Genomic DNA, 17,309 nt, shown 5'->3' with positions numbered 1-17,309 from the left:
AGTGATTTTTGATTTGAATCTAAACCAAGGTGTACAAATTTAATGAATTTATGCTTGGTTTTAGAAAATTCACAATCATAAAAAAAACAAAAACCTATACTATTTTACACAGTATAGGTTTTATTATTTTAAAACAATTGTGTTTTTATTCGTTCTCTATTTTTATAGGCGTTTCTTCAATTTGAAGAGCGCCTGAAGACAACAAAGGCTGATTAAATGGATGCGAAATAGAAGCCTGTTGGCGAATGTAAGCCATTTTTATGGCAGCAATTGCAGCTTCTGTTCCTTTGTTTCCGTGAATCCCTCCACTTCTGTCAATTGATTGCTGCATTGTATTATCTGTCAAAACACAAAAAATAACCGGAATATCTGTTTGAACATTCAAATCTTTGACACCTTGTGTAACACCTTCACATACAAAATCAAAATGTTTTGTTTGTCCCTGAATCACACATCCAATTACAATTACTGCATCGACATTTTGGGTTTGCAGCATTTTCTTTGCACCGTAAATCAACTCAAAACTGCCGGGAACGTTCCAGCGAATAATTTGCTGAGCGGGAACATCACAATCAATTAAGGCTTCAAAAGCTCCATTGTAAAGTCCTTCCGTTATGGTTTCATTCCACTCAGAAACAACAATCCCAAATCGAAAGTCTTTCGCATTTGGGATTGTGTTTTTATCGTATTCTGATAAATTTTTATTTTCAGTAGCCATTTGTACTATTTTAGATTTTTGATTTTTGATTCTTAATACAAATCTACAATCTTAAATCTAAAGTCTAAAATTTTTATTGCGCTAATCCAATCAAAGCATCAACAGAAGCAGCTTCCGGAGTTCCGTCAAAATTTTCTTTGATGTCTGTAAGATATTTTAGTGCTTCTTCTTTTTGACCTAAAGCCAAAGCCGTCTTACCAGCTTTCAACAAAAAACGTGGTGTTGTAAAATCGTTTTTATTAGATTCTGCAGCTTTTACATAATAACCAAGAGCATCTTTTTGATTGTTTTTTTGAGAATAAGCATCTCCGATAGCACCTTTTGCCAAAGCGCTTAAAATCAAATCATCAGATTTAAATTCTCCAAGATATTTAATTGCATCATCAAATTTACCAGTATTCAAATAAGCCATACCAGCATAATAGTTTGCTAAATTTCCTGCATCAGTTCCTGAATATTCATCAGCAATTTTCACAAATCCAAATTTACCTTCTGAACCATTCAAAGCTAATTTGTATAATGAATCACTTGCTACACCATCTACAGCTTTTTGAAAATTTTGCTGTGCAACAAACATTTCGTTAGCAGCTTCATCCTGTTTAGGTGCTTCAATAAATTTTTGGTAAGCCAAATATCCAATAGTTAATACAGCAATACCAGCAACTAAACCAATAATGATTTTTTGATTTTTAGCAACCCAGTCCTCAGTTTTTGAAGCAGTTTCATCTAATTTTGAAAAAACACCAGCAGTTGTACTGTCTTTTTCGTCAATTACTACCTGTGTTTCTTCAGTTACTTCTTTAACTTCCTTTTCTTTTGGTGCTTTATATCCTCTTTTATTGTAAGTAGCCATTTAAAATTAATTTAGTGAACGGCAAAAATAAAATTTTTATTGAAACTGAGGCAAAAAAAATCAAATTTATCACTATTTTAAAAAAAATATTTTCACCAACCCTAACGCCTTTCGTCTCAACACTAAAATAATTCATTCCGAAACACCTCAAAATCCTTTTATATCGATAATTTTCGATAATTTGCACCCTCAAATTTTTGCCATTCCAAAACAGCAGATTTTACCTTACAGTTCCTTAAAAATGCATTTAAACAAAATTTCTTTATTCAATTATAAAAATTTCTCCGAAGTTAATTTTGATTTCGATCACAAGATCAATTGTTTTGTCGGCAAAAACGGAATTGGCAAGACCAATGTTCTGGATGCTATTTACCATTTGGCTTATGGAAAAAGCTATTTTAATCCGCTTGCTGTACAAAATATCAAACATGGAGAAGAGTTTTTTGTAATTGATGCCGAACTGGAAAAAAACGAAAGAACAGAACAAATTGTCTGCAGTTTAAAAAAAGGACAAAAGAAAGTTTTAAAAAGAAACGGAAAGGCTTACGATAAATTCTCAGATCATATTGGGTTTATTCCGCTTGTAATTATTTCGCCTGCCGATCGCGATTTAATTGTAGAAGGGAGCGAAACGCGCCGTAAGTTTATGGACAGCGTGATTTCGCAATTAGACTCGACCTATCTGCATCAGCTTATTCAATATCAAAAAGTAATTGTGCAGCGAAATGCACTTTTAAAATATTTTGCACTGAACCATACTTTTGACAACGATACACTATCTATATATAATGAGCAACTGAACGAATTCGGAAAATCAATTTTTGAAAAACGAAAAGATTTTCTCGAAGAGTTTATACCTATATTTAATGTACACCATCAGGCCATAACGGGTTCTGAAGAATCTGTGCAATTGGTTTACGAAAGTCATTTATTCGAAAAAGACTTATTGACACTTCTTCAGGAAACTATCAATAAAGACAGAGCATTACATTATACCAGCTCTGGAACCCACAAAGATGATTTGTCTTTTGAAATTGATTCACATCCAATAAAAAAATTCGGTTCACAGGGACAACAGAAATCATTTTTGATTGCATTGAAACTGGCTCAATTTGAGTTTTTAAAGAAACAAAGCGGAGTAAAACCTATTCTGCTTTTTGATGATATTTTCGATAAACTGGATGAAAGCCGTGTTGCTAAAATCATAGAAATGGTAAACAGTGAAACTTTTGGCCAGCTTTTTATTTCTGATACACATCCGGAACGTACCGAAGCAATTGTAAAATCGACACATCAGAGTTATAAAATATTTAATTTGTAATTTTATAAAGAATTCAACAGTTAAAAAACAACTGCAATAAAAAACGGATTATGCTAACAAAAGAATCATTGCAATTTTTAGACGATTTAAAAAAGAACAATAACAGAGACTGGTTTCAGGACAATAAAAAACGTTACGAAATCTTCAAAAAAGATTACCATCAGCTGGTAAGTGATTTTCTGGATGCTATGAAACCGCTTGATTCATCATTGGAATTACTAGAAGTTAAAAACTGTACTTTTAGAATCAATCGTGATATTCGGTTTTCTAAAGACAAATCTCCATACAAAGCCCATTTAGGCGTTTGGCTTTCAGCAGGTGCAAAAGGCGCAAATCGTTCCGGTTATTATGTACATATCGAAAAGGGCGCCAGTTTTATTGCCGGAGGATTTTACTCACCAGAAGCGGAAGATTTAAAAAAAGTACGTAACGAAATTGCTTTTTTTCATGATGATCTGGAAGCTATTTTAGCCGATAAAAACTTCAAAAAAGAATTTGGAAGCTTAGACGTTAACGAAACCAATTCACTTAAAAATCCACCAAGAGGTTACGAAAAAGACCATCCTGCAATTGATTTTTTAAAATTGAAAAGCTTTACAGCAACTCAAAAATATGACATTTCTGAAGTGACACAGAAAGATTTCGTTTCTAAAATGAGTAAAAAACTCATCGCTCTGAAACCATTAAACGAATTCATAAACCGTGCTTTAGAAACTGAAGAATTTTAGTTTTATTTGCCACAGATTTCACAGATTCTCACAGATTAATTTTTCACAAAAGCAAAAATCCTTTTAATCTTTTTAATCTGTGGCAAAAAACAATACTTAAATGAAAAGGAAAATACTTTTTCTTGGAGAATCTTACCGTGCCGACGCCATCACTTGGATGAAAGGCCTAAAAGAATTTGGCGATTTTGAAATTATCACCTGGGAACTTCAAACTCCAAATAATTTAAGATTCAAACGTATTTTAGAATATCTCTTCGCTCCTCTTTCTATTCGAAAAACAATCCGAAAAGAGAAACCGGATATGGTGATTGCCGAAAGAACCACGAGTTATGGTTTTCTTGCGGCGTTATCCGGATCTAAAACCATCGCTATTGCCCAGCAAGGCAGAACCGATTTATGGCCTGAAACTTCTGTTTTATATCCTTTTAAGAAATTCATTCAGAAATATGCTTTCAAAAAAGCGCATCTAATTCATGCCTGGGGACCGGTTATGACCATTTCGATGAGAGAAATTGGCGTGGATATGAATAAAGTTTTGGTTCTTCCAAAAGGAATTGATTTATCGCTTTTTACGCCTTCAACCAGTAATTCAAATAAAATTGAAGCGATTGTAACACGTTCACTTCAGCCGGAGTACAGACATGATTCTATTTTAAAAGCATTTGGAATTTTACATCAAAAAGGAATTGATTTTTCATTGACTATTGTTGGTGACGGAACAAGACTGCAATTTCTGAAAGATTTAGCAAAAGAACTTCTGATTGAAAATAAAGTAATTTTTACAGGAAGAATTCCAAACACTGAACTTCCAAAATTATTACAACAATCAAACATCTACATCAGCATGCCTATTACCGAAGGCGTTTCGGCATCCTTATTTGAAGCGATGGCTAGTAATTGCTTTCCTGTAGTCTCTGACATTCCGGGAAATCAAAGCTGGATCACACATCGCGAAAATGGTCAATTAATTGAAATTGATAATATCGAAATGCTGGCGGAAGAATTAATCTGGTCTTTTGAAAATTTAGAATTAAGAAATCAGACTATCATTCGAAATAGAAAATTCGTAGAGGAAAATGCAAATTATGACATCAATATGAAGATTATTGCAGACAAATATTATGAATTACTGAATAGTACCCTGCAAAAAAGCATTTATAAAATTTAATAAGATATTACAGTGTTTTACTTTAGATTTGCTATCATTAAAATTTAATGAATGGAGGATTTAATAAATGAATCTTACGAATTTGAGCAAGTAGACAATAATCCTTTACATGCTAAATACGATTTCGTAAGCAAAGGCAAAAAGCAAATTCCTAAAAGAATAGCAATAGTAAAGTATCCACAACCAGGTTTAGAACAATATTACAACTTAGGTTTTGGCAATATTTCTATTGATGAAAACGGCATCGAGTCAATTTCCGCTATGTCGAGAGATAACAATAAGGATGATAAAGATAAAGTTTTGAAAACGGTTTTTACTTGTGCTTTAGATTTTTTGTCAACTTCTCCTGATTCAATTTTAACTTTTTTCGGCAACACTTCTGCAAAACACAGGTTATACAAAATGGGTTTAAACAACAATCTCACTTCCATCGAAAAGTATTTTATTATAAAAGGCGGCATTATTAACAATTTAAAAATTATCGAAACTTTAGAAAACGGAAAGCACCCAAATTCAATTATTAATATAGAAAAAATTGATTATCAAATATATGATCCAAAAAAAAGCGTACTTTATAATTTTATAACATTTCAAATTAAAGACAACTTTAAATAAATTCGCCTATCTTTGTATTATTAAAATGATGTTATTATGCAAAACATAATTAAAAATATTTTAGAAAAATCTGGAAAAAAAAGTACTGTATCTTATAAAAATAAGGAAAACAGAAAATCTTTTGATGAAACTTTTGGAAAAGAAAAAATGGAAATTGCCTCTAAATTTATCGGTAACAATTCAGTTGATTTTTCTAAAAAACTAGCTACAAAATAAAACTAAAATAATATTTATACAGAAAGCCTTCAAATTTGAAGGCTTTTTTATTTAAAACCAAACTGTAAATAACATACGACAACAAATCTGATTTTATAACAAAATCCTACCCAAATAAATTATAATCCTTACTTTTGAATTCAGAATTTTTCCGAAATTTCGGAACTTAAAAAGCTTTTTTATTTATGGAAGTCCAATCCAATTTTTCTTTAAAAAAACACAACACTTTTGGTATTGAAGTCAAAGCCAGACAATTTGTTGCAGTTCATTCTGTTGCTGAATTAAAAATGATTCTGGAAGAAAACAAAAACGAGAAAAAATTCATTTTAGGAGGCGGAAGCAATATGCTTTTAACTAAAGATATCGATGCTCTGGTTATTCATATTGATTTAAAAGGCAAAGAAATAATTAAAGAAGATGATGATTTTGTCTGGGTTGAAAGTCAGGCAGGCGAAGCATGGCACGATTTCGTACTTTGGACAATTGATAACAATTTTGGAGGATTAGAAAACATGTCACTGATTCCTGGAAATGTAGGCACAACTCCGGTTCAGAATATTGGTGCTTACGGAACCGAGATTAAAGATACTTTTGTTTCCTGCAAAGCCATGAATATTACTACTAAGGAAATAAAGATTTTTACCAATGTCGAATGCAGTTTTGGGTATCGCGAAAGCATTTTCAAGAATGAAGTAAAAGACCAGTTTATCATTACTTCGGTTGTTTATAAATTGACGAAACGCAATCATAAAATCAATACTTCTTACGGTGATATTTTGGCCGAACTGGCAAAAAACAACATTACAGACCCCACCTTAAAAGATGTAAGTAATGCGGTAATCACTATCAGACAAAGCAAATTACCTGACCCAAAAGAATTAGGAAACAGCGGAAGTTTCTTTAAAAATCCAATTTTATTGAAATCTGATTTCGAAAAAATTCATCAGAAATTTCCAGAAATGAAATATTACGAAGTTTCAGCAACCGAAGTAAAAGTTCCTGCTGGCTGGCTGATTGAACAGGCAGGTTTTAAAGGAAAACGTTTTGGTGATGCAGGCGTTCATAAAAATCAGGCCTTAGTTCTGGTGAATTACGGAAATGCTACCGGGCAGGAAATTTTGGCTGTTTCAAAGGAAGTCCAGAAAACGGTTTTTGAAATTTTTGGCATTCATATCGAAGCGGAAGTAAATGTTATTTAAACTGTAATCATTTTATCCTAAATGAAAAAACTCGACATCAGAGTAATCTTATTTCAATTAGCAGGAATGGTTTTCCTGATGCATGGCGTATTACAATTAAGATTTTACACTGTGGCTGAAGAGATTATTTGTGTGGTTACTTTTTTTCAGGATAAAAAATCAGAATGCTGGAACAGATTATTTCCAGGCATGAAAAACAATGTCAGTTTTTGGCCTGATGTCTATATCTGGATATTTATAGGTTTGTTAATTGGAATTTTACTTATTTCTTTCCTGAATTGGAAAAACAAACTATGTCCCTTAAATACAATTTTAGTTTCAACTATAATATACATTCTTTTAAGGCTGAAATTTTTCATAAAAAGTACCCTGTCACACTTACTATCTTCATTCGGCGATTTATTTTCTAATGATTTTAAAACGCAATGCTTAATTAATGGAGTTACTTTTACTTTTATCGGAATTATTATTTTATACACCAGTGTGAATCAAAATTTATTTAATTTTAGAAAAATACTCGTTACAAATTAATTTATCAAAATGTACACACCAGCCATTTATAAAAATGAAAATCCGGAATCGATCAGAACTTTTTTGAAAGAAAACAGTTTTGGGATTTTAATTAATCAAACTAACGGAAAATTATGCGCAACTCATATTCCGATAGAACTTGAAATGAATGCGGACGGAAAAGAAATCTTGCAGGGACATATTTCAAAACTAAATCCGCAAGCAGAAGGATTTGCAGAAAACGATCAGGTTCTGGCGGTATTTACCGGCCCTCATTCTTATATTTCTTCTTCCTGGTACGATCATGAAAATGTGCCAACATGGAATTACATAGCCGTACATGTTTACGGAAGAATTAAAATTGTGGATGAAGCCACTTCAATAGAACAGCTTAAAAAGCTGGTCGATAAATATGAAGCAAACTCAGAAAAACCTGTTCGTGTAGAAAATTTATCAGCAAAAACAATGCGGGAAGCTAGAGGGATTTTTGGCTTTGAAATAGAAATTGATGAAATTCAGGCAACTAAAAAACTATCACAAAACCGTGATGATTACAATTATAAAAACATAATTTCGGAGTTGGAGAAAACCGAAAACCCTCAGTCTATTGCTGTTGCAAAAGAAATGTCAAAATGCCAAAAGTAAATCGGTTTTAACCATTGAAAATTAGGAATTCATAAGTACATTTGCACTCGCAAGATTCAAAAATTAAAAGACATTAAAATCAGATGCTTATACTTTTACTTTACTTCTTTATTGCCGTTGTATTCATACAAATTTTTTACTACTTAGGAATTTTTGGAAAGTTCGCTTTCAGTAAACCTCAAACTATTACACCAAAAAAACTCCCAGTTTCAGTAATTGTTTGTGCAAAAAACGAAGAAGAAAATGTAAAAAAATACATTCCATTATTAGCAGAGCAAAATTATCCTGATTTTGAAATTGTTTTAATTGATGATGCGTCAAGTGATGAAACGTTAGAAGTTTTTGAACAATTTGAAAGCCAATATCCAAACGTTCGTCTTGTAAAAGTAAAAAACAACGAAGCTTTTTGGGGAAATAAAAAATATGCTTTAACATTAGGAATCAAAGCTTCAACAAAAGACTATTTATTATTTACAGACGCAGATTGTTATCCAACTTCAAAAGAATGGATTACTGCTATGACTTCGCAATTTACAATGAATAAAACAATTGTTTTAGGATACGGAGGTTATGAAAAAATTGAGCGTTCTTTACTAAATAAAATCATTCGTTTCGAAACAGTCCTTACGGCTGTACAATATTTTTCATGGGCAAAAACAGGGCTTCCGTACATGGGAGTCGGCAGAAACTTAGCCTATAAAAAAGAAGAGTTTTTTAATGTAAATGGCTTTATCGAACATATACAGGTACGTTCGGGGGATGATGATTTGTTTGTAAACCAGGCGGCAAACAAAACAAACACTGCAATTGCATACACACCGGAAAGCTTTACTTATTCAAAACCAAAAGAAACTTACAGAGACTGGTTTAGCCAAAAAAGAAGGCATGTTGCTACAGCCAATTATTATAAGTTTTTTGACAAAATTCAATTAAGTATTTTTTACAGCTCACAATTATTATTCTTTATTTTAGTTATCCTTTTATTGGCATTTCAATTTCAATGGATCGCTGTTTTGGCATTATTAGCTACACGATATACAGTTACCTGGATTGTAATTGGGTTCTCAGCCGGAAAATTAAAAGAAAACGATCTAAAAATCTGGTTTCCTGTTATTGAAATCGTGCTTATATTCACGCAAATCAATATCTTTATAACTAATATTTTTTCAAAACCGGTAAATTGGAAATAAATTCTAAAATAGAAAAAGCAAAAGAAGGCGACCAAATCGCCTTTACTTTTTTATTAGATTTTTATTGGAACGAAGTGTACGGTTTTATGCTAAAACGTACAGAAAATGAAACTACGGCTGAAGATATTACTATTGAAACGTTCTCAAAAGCTTTCGATAAAATTGCCACTTACAACCCGGAATTTAAATTCAATACCTGGTTAATCAGTATTGCAAAAAACGTATATATTGATTTATTGCGTAAAAAGAAAACGAATCTTTTTATTGAAATCACCGATAACGAAGATCAGCAGGCTTACAATATTGCCGATCCTACACCATCCGCAGAAGATGCATTAATTAAAGAGCAAAATTTATCCCGTTTGCTTTCGTGCATCAAAGAATTAAAACCACATTATCAGGAAGTCATCCAGTTACGTTACTTTCAGGAAATGACGTATCAGGAAATTGCGCTCAAAATAAATGAGCCTTTAAGCAATGTAAAAGTAAAACTGCTTCGCGCTAAAAAATTATTAGCAGAAATTATCGAACGCAACAGATAATTCACTATCTTTAAGTAAAGAATAAAACATCTATATCTTTATTCTTAAAAAAATAATTATTTCACATACCAAAAGTTCTTTGTTTTCGTTATTAGTCAAAACTAAAAACCTGTCATGCTTATGATTTAATGTTACTTAACCTTTTAAATCTAATTACTATGTCTAAATTAAGCCTTTACGAAACCAAATGGACTGATCTTGTTTTTGAAAACAAAAACAAAGAGTACGGCGCGTACCAATTACGTCAGGAAAGTTCCAAAAACTCAATTACCGCACTTTTTACAGCATTGCTATTGATTGCTACATTAGGAACCATGTCTATTGTGATCAACAAATTTAGAACTGTCGATACCATAATTGAACCACCCACAATTTTTGATGATCCAATAGTCCCAGTAAATATGGATCCAACTATTATACAACCAAAAACAGAAGAAGCAATAGCACCACCTTTACAAGAAAGTGCTCCGGCATCAACTGAAGTACAATTAGTAAATCCTGTTGTCGTTCCAACTCATGATGCCACACCAGAAGTTATTGCACCTAATACACACAATACCCCTACTGCAGACAACACTTCTACCGGAAACGGAACTGCAGTTAATGCATTACCAACAACCGGGGGCAGCGGAACCGGAACCGGAGATGGAGCTAATACAGCAGGAGATGGAAATTCACTTGTAAGCACAGCCATATTAGACAAAATGCCTGAATTTCCGGGCGGAATGGCTAAGTTCTACACTTATGTTGGAAACAACTTCAACAAACCAGAACTGGATGCAGAAAAAACGCTTAGAGTATATGTTTCTTTTGTTATCGAAAAAGACGGCTCAATGACTGATATTACAGTAAAAAATGATCCCGGTTACGGATTAGGCAAAGAAGCTATACGTGTTTTAAAATCATTAAAAACAAAATGGACTCCGGGAATATTAGACGGAAAAGCTGTTCGAACCGCATATAATCTTCCGATAACGATAAAAACAGAAATAGAATAACAAGACAAAAAAGCAGAATTTAGATTCTGCTTTTTTTATGAATCAAACTTTAATTATAAAAAATAATTCGACATCTTTTCTTAATATCTGAAAAAACAGATTCCTATATTTTTAATTACTTTTACAGCTGTTTAAAAACAATCAATTATAATAATATTAAAAACTAAAAAATGGGAATATTTTCAGCTATTCTTGGTAACGCAGGTTCTGTAAGCCAGGAAGATTTACTTAAAAAATACGGACAGCTTTTAACCGATAGCGAACAAATCGAAATGGGTTTTAAATTAATTCGTGACACCTTTATCTTTACTAACAAAAGATTGATTTTAGTTGACGTACAAGGCTTAACAGGCAGTAAGACCGAATACAAATCAATTTCATATAAAAGCATTACCCGATTTAGTGTTGAAACTGCAGGAACTTTTGAACTTGATGCCGAATTAAAAATCTGGGTTTCAAGCGAGCTGCAACCAAGCATTGTAAAACAATTCAACAAATCAGTAAATGTATATGAAGTGCAAAAAGTATTAGCACATCACGTTTTAGGATAATTTTGAAATAATAAACCCCGACAAATTCTAAAAACTTGTCGGGGTTTATTGCTAATCTAAAAATAATTATTTCTTTTTAGTAGTAGTTGTTTTTTTTGCGGTCGTTTTTTTTGTAGTTGTTGTTTTCTTCACTACCGGTGCTGTATTGTCTATTTTTTGCTGAACATACGCTTTATACACCCCATCTTTCTCAGCTCTCTTTTTTGCATCTTCAGCTCTTTGTTTTGAATCCGGATGCGAACTCATCATTCTTTCTAAAAATGACGCTTCTTTACCCTCGCTCATTTTGGCTAAGATTCTGAATGCAGATTCTTCAGCATTAACATTATAACCATTTTTTTTCATAAAATTATAAGCAAACAAATCAGCTTCAGCTTCTTGTTTTCGGCTGTGCTTGCTGTCAATCATAGCGCTCCCTATTTTTCCTAACTGACTATCCGTAACACTCGAAATTGTTGCAGACTGAGAAGAAACGCCATCAATTAAAGCTTCTTTTTGATAAGCCGCCCGCATAGCATCTCTTGAATCATTATTGGCAACGTGACCAATTTCATGACCAATTACAGCCAGCAATTCATTATCATCCATAATATCCATTAAGCCAGAATATACACGTACACTTCCATCAGCAGTCGCAAATGCATTTACTTCTTTTATTTTATAAACTTTATAGTTTAAAGTAAAGCCATCCCCAGAAGTATGTTTCCCAAAAACCCTGTTCAATCTTAAAGTGTACGGATCATTTGGACCAGCCACTTCATGTTCAGCATCTAATTTATCAACAGCTTCTTTAGATAATTTTGCCGCATCAGCGTTTGTTAAGGTAAAACTTGTAACTCCTTTTTGAAGTGCTCCCATAGCCTTTTCTCCTAAATTAATCTGTGCCTTCATTTGAGTCACATTAAAAGATGCAAACAGAATTCCTAAAAGTATAAATTTATTTTTCATTCTTATTTTAGATTTAAATTAACAGCACAAATATACTTATAACCAAAAATATAAATCCCTTAAATATTCATTTCTTTTTTAACCATTTAAATAGCAACTTCATCGTATTATTCAAATTAGCACATGATTTATCACACAAAATTAACAAATCATCGATAATTAACCAATAAAATCGACAAGATAGTAATTAGACAGTATCCTAACTTATACAACTTTACGTATATTTGTAGTTCAATTTTAATGTATGGAAACCGCAATAGAAAATATACCAACCGGAAAGCCTAAATGGTTAAAAGTTAAGCTTCCTATTGGACAAAAATATACCGAACTTCGTGGTTTGGTAGACAAATACAGCCTTAATACCATCTGTACTTCAGGAAGTTGCCCTAATATGGGCGAATGCTGGGGAGAAGGAACGGCTACTTTTATGATTTTAGGAAATGTATGCACACGTTCATGCGGTTTTTGTGGTGTAAAAACCGGAAGACCTGAAACTGTAGACTGGGACGAACCTGAAAAAGTGGCCCGCTCTATCAAAATAATGAATATTAAACACGCTGTAATTACAAGTGTTGACAGGGATGACTTAAAAGATGGCGGTTCTATTATCTGGATTGAAACCGTAAAGGCAATTCGCAGAATGAACCCAAATACCACGCTTGAAACATTAATTCCTGATTTTCAGGGAATCGAAAGAAACCTTGACCGAATTGTAGAAGCAAACCCGGAAGTCGTTTCTCACAATATGGAAACTGTTCGAAGACTGACCCGTGAAGTACGTATTCAGGCAAAATACGATCGTAGTTTAGAAGTTTTACGCTATTTAAAAGAAAAAGGAATCAACAGAACCAAATCCGGAATCATGTTAGGACTTGGCGAACAAGAAGAAGAAGTTTTTCAAACCATGAGAGACCTCCGTAATGCAAATGTTGATGTGGTAACCATTGGGCAATATTTACAGCCAAGTAAAAAACATTTACCGGTAAAAGAGTTTATTACTCCGGATCAATTTGCCAGGTATGAAAAATTTGGGGTTGAACTGGGATTCCGTCATGTAGAGAGCGGTCCTCTTGTTCGTTCGTCTTACAAAGCACAAAAACATATATTGTAAAAAGTTTATTCGGTTAATCGTTAAATTGTTTGACCGATTAAACAAATCAACAGAACAAAAAATTTGAAAACTAGAATTGCTATAAACGGTTTTGGAAGAATTGGCAGAAATTTATTTCGCTTACTTTTAAACCATCCTGAAATTGAAGTTGTTGCAATTAATGATATTGCAGATAACAAAACGATGTCGCATTTGATAAAATATGACAGTATTCATGGGGTTTTGCCTTTTGCAGTATCACATGATGAAAAAAGTATAATAGTTGATGAAAAACATTATTTGTTTTTTCATGAAAATAAGATTTCAAATTTAGACTGGAAAAGTCATAATATAGATTTTGTAATTGAATCAACGGGGAAATACAAAACCCACGAAGAATTAAATACACATATTGAAGCAGGGGCAAAAAAAGTGATTCTTTCTGCTCCGTCTGAAGTAGACACTATAAAAACCGTTGTTTTAGGTGTAAACGAAAGCATTTTAGACGGAAGCGAAAAGATTGTTTCGAACGCAAGCTGCACAACAAACAATGCTGCTCCGATGATTAAAATAATTGATGAATTGTGTGGTATTGAACAGGCTTACATTACCACAATTCACTCTTACACAACTGATCAGAGTTTACACGATCAACCGCATAAAGATTTAAGAAGAGCCAGAGGAGCCAGCCAGTCAATTGTTCCTACGACAACGGGAGCAGCTAAGGCGCTCACCAAAATCTTCCCTAATCTGCACCAAAAAATTGGAGGCTGTGGTATTCGTGTTCCGGTTCCGGATGGCTCTTTAACAGATATTACGTTTAATGTAAAACGTGCCGTAACTATTGAAGAAATCAATGATGCCTTTCAAAATGCATCAAAAACATATTTAAATAAAATACTGGATTATACAGAGGATCCAATCGTATCGGTTGACATTATAGGCAACACTCATTCATGTTTATTTGACGCCCAATTAACGTCTGTCATAGACAAAATGGTAAAAGTAGTAGGCTGGTATGATAATGAAATAGGCTACTCATCAAGATTAATTGACTTAATTCTGCTGATGAGAAAAACATAAGATTCATTATAAAAAGTATTACAATATGAAATACCTTTTTATTTTTATCAGTTTTTTTTACACCTCTTTATATTCGCAAACTAAAACGAATATAGACCGTAATTTGTATGGCAACAAATTAGCCGGCTCTGACAAAGCTGTTAGCATTATTGACAAATCCGCTTTTAGAAATTCTTATGAATATTTGAATTTTCAAAAAGCAATGTCTTTTAAAGCGCTAAAGAAATATGATTTAGCATCCAAAACACTAAAAAAAATAATTCAGCATCCGGACAATGTCAAAACATTCATAATCAAATCAGAGTGTTATTATCAACTTGGATTAATCGAAACACAATTAAAAAGAAATGATTCTGCCATTTTTTATTTTAACAAGGCCCTCGATTCAAATGCAAAAACTCAAAATTTAAAACAAAAAGCCAATATTATATTAGCCATAAGCCAGTATTATAAAAACAATAAAGAATACGAACGGGCTTACAGTTATTTGAATGAACATAATCAAATAGAACACAATATTTTAACTATAAAAAACAGCAAATCAAATTCTGATAAGTATAAAAAAATCAATCAAACGCATCTTTTACAAGAAGAAAGAAGAAAAAACGAAGAAACAGTTCAGGTTAAAACATATCGATATTCTAAATTAATCAGCATTCTAGCAATTGCACTTATTTCTATTTTATCCTTGTTGAGTCTGGCCCTTTACAAAAACAATGTTATTAGAAATCAAAACAACTTAGTTCTCAGGGAGAAAAACAAAGAGCTTATTCTGGCAAAAAACAAAGCAGAGGAGGCTTCAAGAGCCAGATCAGAGTTTTTATCTACAGTAAGCCATGAACTCCGGACCCCATTAAATGCAATTAATGGTATTACCCATTTATTACTTGAAGAAAGCCCAAAAGAATCTCAATTAAAATATTTAGATTCGTTAAAATTCTCCGGAAATTACCTCACTACATTTATTAATGAAATACTTGAAATCAACAAAATTGATTCGAGTAAAATTGAAATCGAAAGAATTAGCTTCGACTTAAAAGCTTTACTTAACAATATCCAAAATTCCTTAAAAGAATTAGCAACCGCAAATAACAATCATTTTCTATTGGAAATAGACGATGCAATTCCGGATAATCTAATTGGCGACACAACGAAGCTTTCACAAATAATTCTGAACTTAATCAACAATGCATTAAAATTCACTCAAAACGGAAAAGTCACAGTTATTGCTAAATTGCATGCTCTGGAAGATGAAATAGCAACAGTTTATTTTGAAATTACTGATACCGGAATCGGGATTCCGAAAGACAAACAGAAAAAAGTTTTTGAAAGCTTTTCGCAAGGTTCTGTAGAAGTAAATCGCAAATATGGCGGAACAGGCTTAGGGCTTACTATTGTAAAAAAACTCATTCACCTGTTAGGAGGTAAAATTCACTTAGAAAGCGAAGTTGGCAAAGGCTCTACGTTTAATTTTAAACTAAACTTTAACATCAGTAAAAAACCATCAGAAAAAATTCAGAACGTAAAACCTTACGATGATAATCAATTAAAAAACAAAGCCATTTTATTGATTGAAGATAATAAAATCAATCAAATGATTACCCGAAAAATGCTCGAAAACAAATCTATTTGCTGCGAAATCATTGACAATGGAGAAGAAGCAATCGAATTATTGAAAACAAAAAGTTTTGATTTAATTTTAATGGATGTTCATTTGCCTGGTATAAACGGCACAACAGCTACACAGTTAATTCGGGAATTCAATAAAACTACACCAATTATTGCCCTAACCGCCATTTCGCTAGACGAAAACAGAGAGCAGCTTTTATCTTTTGGAATGAATGATGTAATTACAAAACCTTTTGTCCCGGATATATTCTACAACACTATTGCTAAGTTTTTTGATTAAATTTCACTTAAAATCAACTTTTTACATACTCGAGAATAGACGCATTGAAATTTTGCTGATGATTGATAAAAGTACTTTTTATAGGAAGATAATACAATCGTGAAACCAAATCAGAGTCTTTCAGTCGCACAAAATCTTTTTCAGTAGTAATGATTTTTTTACCCTGAGCCTTATGCTGAATTTCATTTAAATCCGTTTCAGTAAAATGATGATGATCCGGAAATGTCAAACATTCATCCTTTTCATTTTTCAGAAAATCAAAAAACGGTTTAGGTTTTGCAATTCCGGCCAAAAGCACTTTTGGCTCTGATTTAATTTCGGTTACAGCTATTTTATTTTCTTTGTTGTAAATCGCATCATCATAATCTATAAAAGTAAAATAGATTTGCTGCGAACAATTTAATTTTAATTTCTCCCTAATCTTATTTTGTTCTTCATCGGATAAATTCTTCGGACATTTCGTTACCACAACAATATTCGCTCTATTTGCCCCGCTCCTGCTCTCACGCAAATTTCCGGTTGGCAGCATAAAATCATCTGCATATAAATCATCAAATGCAGTCAGTAAAATATAAAATCCTGCTTTTACTTTTCGGTGCTGATAAGCATCATCCAGTAAAATTATTTCCGGTTTTATTTTTTGAGAAAGTAATTGAGAAATTCCGTTTGTTCGATTTGCATCAACTGCGACCTGAATATTTGGAAATTTTTGGTAAAACTGAAAAGGTTCATCACCTAAAATTTCGGCATTTGAAGTTACATCAGCCAAAACAAAACCTTCGGACTTACGCTTATAACCACGACTTAAAGTAGCGACTCTGTAATTATCCGACAATAACCGTATTAAATATTCAATTTGAGGCGTTTTGCCGGTTCCGCCTACACTGAGATTTCCAACCGCAATAACAGGAATATCAAATGAAGTAGATTTTAAAATTCCTTTATCAAAAAGAAAATTACGAATTGAAGTAATAAGTCCATATAAAATGGCAAACGGGAAAAATATTTTTCGAAGTAAATTCATA

General features: G+C 32.6%; 19 protein-coding genes. 15 read left to right on the top strand and 4 right to left on the bottom strand.

Features of this window, described 5'->3' with window-relative positions; all coding sequences use genetic code 11:
* Positions 1–145: 145 nt before the first annotated feature.
* Positions 146–718 (bottom strand): 6,7-dimethyl-8-ribityllumazine synthase, encoded by a 573-nt coding sequence (gene ribH, locus FLV_RS04310; protein WP_243231043.1) that lies wholly within the window; start codon positions 716–718, stop codon positions 146–148.
* A 73-nt stretch (positions 719–791) separates the two neighbouring features.
* A complete protein-coding gene (locus tag FLV_RS04305; protein ID WP_243231041.1) occupies positions 792–1,571 on the bottom strand; it encodes a tetratricopeptide repeat protein in 780 nt (259 codons plus the stop codon).
* 241 nt (positions 1,572–1,812) lie between these two features.
* On the opposite strand from FLV_RS04305, the gene recF reads away from it, so the two are divergent.
* The 12 genes from recF (at position 1,813) to FLV_RS04245 (ending at position 11,254) form a co-directional block, all read left to right on the top strand.
* Positions 1,813–2,892: a DNA replication/repair protein RecF gene (recF, locus tag FLV_RS04300; RefSeq protein ID WP_243231040.1), complete on the top strand. Its 1,080-nt coding sequence runs from the start codon at positions 1,813–1,815 to the stop codon at positions 2,890–2,892.
* Positions 2,893–2,942: 50 nt separating this feature from the next.
* Positions 2,943–3,620: a DUF2461 domain-containing protein gene (locus FLV_RS04295; RefSeq protein WP_243231038.1), complete on the top strand. Its 678-nt coding sequence runs from the start codon at positions 2,943–2,945 to the stop codon at positions 3,618–3,620.
* 100 nt (positions 3,621–3,720) lie between these two features.
* Entirely contained in the window at positions 3,721–4,788 is a 1,068-nt protein-coding gene (locus FLV_RS04290; protein ID WP_243231036.1) for a glycosyltransferase, read from the top strand.
* A 51-nt stretch (positions 4,789–4,839) separates the two neighbouring features.
* The gene (locus FLV_RS04285; protein WP_243231034.1) at positions 4,840–5,403 is read left to right on the top strand and encodes a DUF6934 family protein; all 564 of its coding nucleotides are present in this window, start codon (positions 4,840–4,842) and stop codon (positions 5,401–5,403) included.
* A gap of 36 nt (positions 5,404–5,439) precedes the next feature.
* Entirely contained in the window at positions 5,440–5,619 is a 180-nt protein-coding gene (locus FLV_RS04280) for a hypothetical protein (RefSeq protein WP_243231033.1), read from the top strand.
* 185 nt (positions 5,620–5,804) lie between these two features.
* Positions 5,805–6,818 (top strand): UDP-N-acetylmuramate dehydrogenase, encoded by a 1,014-nt coding sequence (murB, locus tag FLV_RS04275; RefSeq protein WP_243231032.1) that lies wholly within the window; start codon positions 5,805–5,807, stop codon positions 6,816–6,818.
* Positions 6,819–6,839: 21 nt separating this feature from the next.
* Complete coding sequence (locus FLV_RS04270) at positions 6,840–7,349, top strand: hypothetical protein (RefSeq protein WP_243231030.1); 510 nt, start codon at positions 6,840–6,842, stop codon at positions 7,347–7,349.
* A 9-nt stretch (positions 7,350–7,358) separates the two neighbouring features.
* Entirely contained in the window at positions 7,359–7,973 is a 615-nt protein-coding gene (locus FLV_RS04265) for an FMN-binding negative transcriptional regulator (RefSeq protein ID WP_243231029.1), read from the top strand.
* Positions 7,974–8,056: 83 nt separating this feature from the next.
* A complete protein-coding gene (locus tag FLV_RS04260) occupies positions 8,057–9,163 on the top strand; it encodes a glycosyltransferase (protein WP_243231028.1) in 1,107 nt (368 codons plus the stop codon).
* Entirely contained in the window at positions 9,154–9,705 is a 552-nt protein-coding gene (locus FLV_RS04255; RefSeq protein ID WP_243231027.1) for an RNA polymerase sigma factor, read from the top strand. Before FLV_RS04260 ends, FLV_RS04255 begins: the two co-directional genes overlap by 10 nt.
* A 158-nt stretch (positions 9,706–9,863) precedes the next feature.
* A complete protein-coding gene (locus FLV_RS04250; RefSeq protein WP_243231026.1) occupies positions 9,864–10,703 on the top strand; it encodes an energy transducer TonB in 840 nt (279 codons plus the stop codon).
* Between the two features lie 170 nt (positions 10,704–10,873).
* Positions 10,874–11,254 (top strand): PH domain-containing protein, encoded by a 381-nt coding sequence (locus FLV_RS04245; RefSeq protein ID WP_243231017.1) that lies wholly within the window; start codon positions 10,874–10,876, stop codon positions 11,252–11,254.
* Between the two features lie 66 nt (positions 11,255–11,320).
* Here the strand turns inward: FLV_RS04245 and FLV_RS04240 are convergent, their stop codons facing one another.
* Positions 11,321–12,202: a M48 family metalloprotease gene (locus FLV_RS04240; protein WP_243231016.1), complete on the bottom strand. Its 882-nt coding sequence runs from the start codon at positions 12,200–12,202 to the stop codon at positions 11,321–11,323.
* 244 nt (positions 12,203–12,446) lie between these two features.
* On the opposite strand from FLV_RS04240, the gene lipA reads away from it, so the two are divergent.
* The 3 genes from lipA to FLV_RS04225 all read left to right on the top strand — a co-directional run bounded on the left by lipA (position 12,447) and on the right by FLV_RS04225 (position 16,284).
* Entirely contained in the window at positions 12,447–13,313 is an 867-nt protein-coding gene (lipA, locus tag FLV_RS04235) for a lipoyl synthase (protein ID WP_243231014.1), read from the top strand.
* A 63-nt stretch (positions 13,314–13,376) separates the two neighbouring features.
* Positions 13,377–14,375, top strand: coding sequence for a type I glyceraldehyde-3-phosphate dehydrogenase (gene gap / locus FLV_RS04230; RefSeq protein WP_243231010.1), 999 nt, complete (start codon positions 13,377–13,379; stop codon positions 14,373–14,375).
* A gap of 25 nt (positions 14,376–14,400) precedes the next feature.
* Positions 14,401–16,284, top strand: a complete 1,884-nt coding sequence (locus FLV_RS04225) for an ATP-binding protein (RefSeq protein WP_243231001.1) — start codon at positions 14,401–14,403, stop codon at positions 16,282–16,284.
* Positions 16,285–16,297: 13 nt separating this feature from the next.
* Here the strand turns inward: FLV_RS04225 and lpxK are convergent, their stop codons facing one another.
* Positions 16,298–17,308: a tetraacyldisaccharide 4'-kinase gene (gene lpxK, locus FLV_RS04220; RefSeq protein WP_243230999.1), complete on the bottom strand. Its 1,011-nt coding sequence runs from the start codon at positions 17,306–17,308 to the stop codon at positions 16,298–16,300.
* Position 17,309: the final 1 nt, after the last annotated feature.

Source organism: Flavobacterium pectinovorum, from assembly GCF_022802975.1.
Lineage (GTDB): Bacteria > Bacteroidota > Bacteroidia > Flavobacteriales > Flavobacteriaceae > Flavobacterium > Flavobacterium pectinovorum_B.
This window is presented reverse-complemented; position numbering and strand designations above follow the sequence as displayed.

Coding starts and splice junctions, on each gene's coding strand:
- FLV_RS04265 (WP_243231029.1), top strand. CDS start 7,359: ATGTACACACCAGCCATTTATAAAAATGAAAATCCGGAATCGATCAGA.
- FLV_RS04285 (WP_243231034.1), top strand. CDS start 4,840: ATGGAGGATTTAATAAATGAATCTTACGAATTTGAGCAAGTAGACAAT.
- FLV_RS04305 (WP_243231041.1), bottom strand. CDS start 1,571: ATGGCTACTTACAATAAAAGAGGATATAAAGCACCAAAAGAAAAGGAA.
- lipA (WP_243231014.1), top strand. CDS start 12,447: ATGGAAACCGCAATAGAAAATATACCAACCGGAAAGCCTAAATGGTTA.
- FLV_RS04240 (WP_243231016.1), bottom strand. CDS start 12,202: ATGAAAAATAAATTTATACTTTTAGGAATTCTGTTTGCATCTTTTAAT.
- ribH (WP_243231043.1), bottom strand. CDS start 718: ATGGCTACTGAAAATAAAAATTTATCAGAATACGATAAAAACACAATC.
- lpxK (WP_243230999.1), bottom strand. CDS start 17,308: ATGAATTTACTTCGAAAAATATTTTTCCCGTTTGCCATTTTATATGGA.
- FLV_RS04295 (WP_243231038.1), top strand. CDS start 2,943: ATGCTAACAAAAGAATCATTGCAATTTTTAGACGATTTAAAAAAGAAC.
- murB (WP_243231032.1), top strand. CDS start 5,805: ATGGAAGTCCAATCCAATTTTTCTTTAAAAAAACACAACACTTTTGGT.
- FLV_RS04245 (WP_243231017.1), top strand. CDS start 10,874: ATGGGAATATTTTCAGCTATTCTTGGTAACGCAGGTTCTGTAAGCCAG.
- FLV_RS04250 (WP_243231026.1), top strand. CDS start 9,864: ATGTCTAAATTAAGCCTTTACGAAACCAAATGGACTGATCTTGTTTTT.
- FLV_RS04260 (WP_243231028.1), top strand. CDS start 8,057: ATGCTTATACTTTTACTTTACTTCTTTATTGCCGTTGTATTCATACAA.
- FLV_RS04290 (WP_243231036.1), top strand. CDS start 3,721: ATGAAAAGGAAAATACTTTTTCTTGGAGAATCTTACCGTGCCGACGCC.
- FLV_RS04225 (WP_243231001.1), top strand. CDS start 14,401: ATGAAATACCTTTTTATTTTTATCAGTTTTTTTTACACCTCTTTATAT.
- FLV_RS04280 (WP_243231033.1), top strand. CDS start 5,440: ATGCAAAACATAATTAAAAATATTTTAGAAAAATCTGGAAAAAAAAGT.
- recF (WP_243231040.1), top strand. CDS start 1,813: ATGCATTTAAACAAAATTTCTTTATTCAATTATAAAAATTTCTCCGAA.
- FLV_RS04270 (WP_243231030.1), top strand. CDS start 6,840: ATGAAAAAACTCGACATCAGAGTAATCTTATTTCAATTAGCAGGAATG.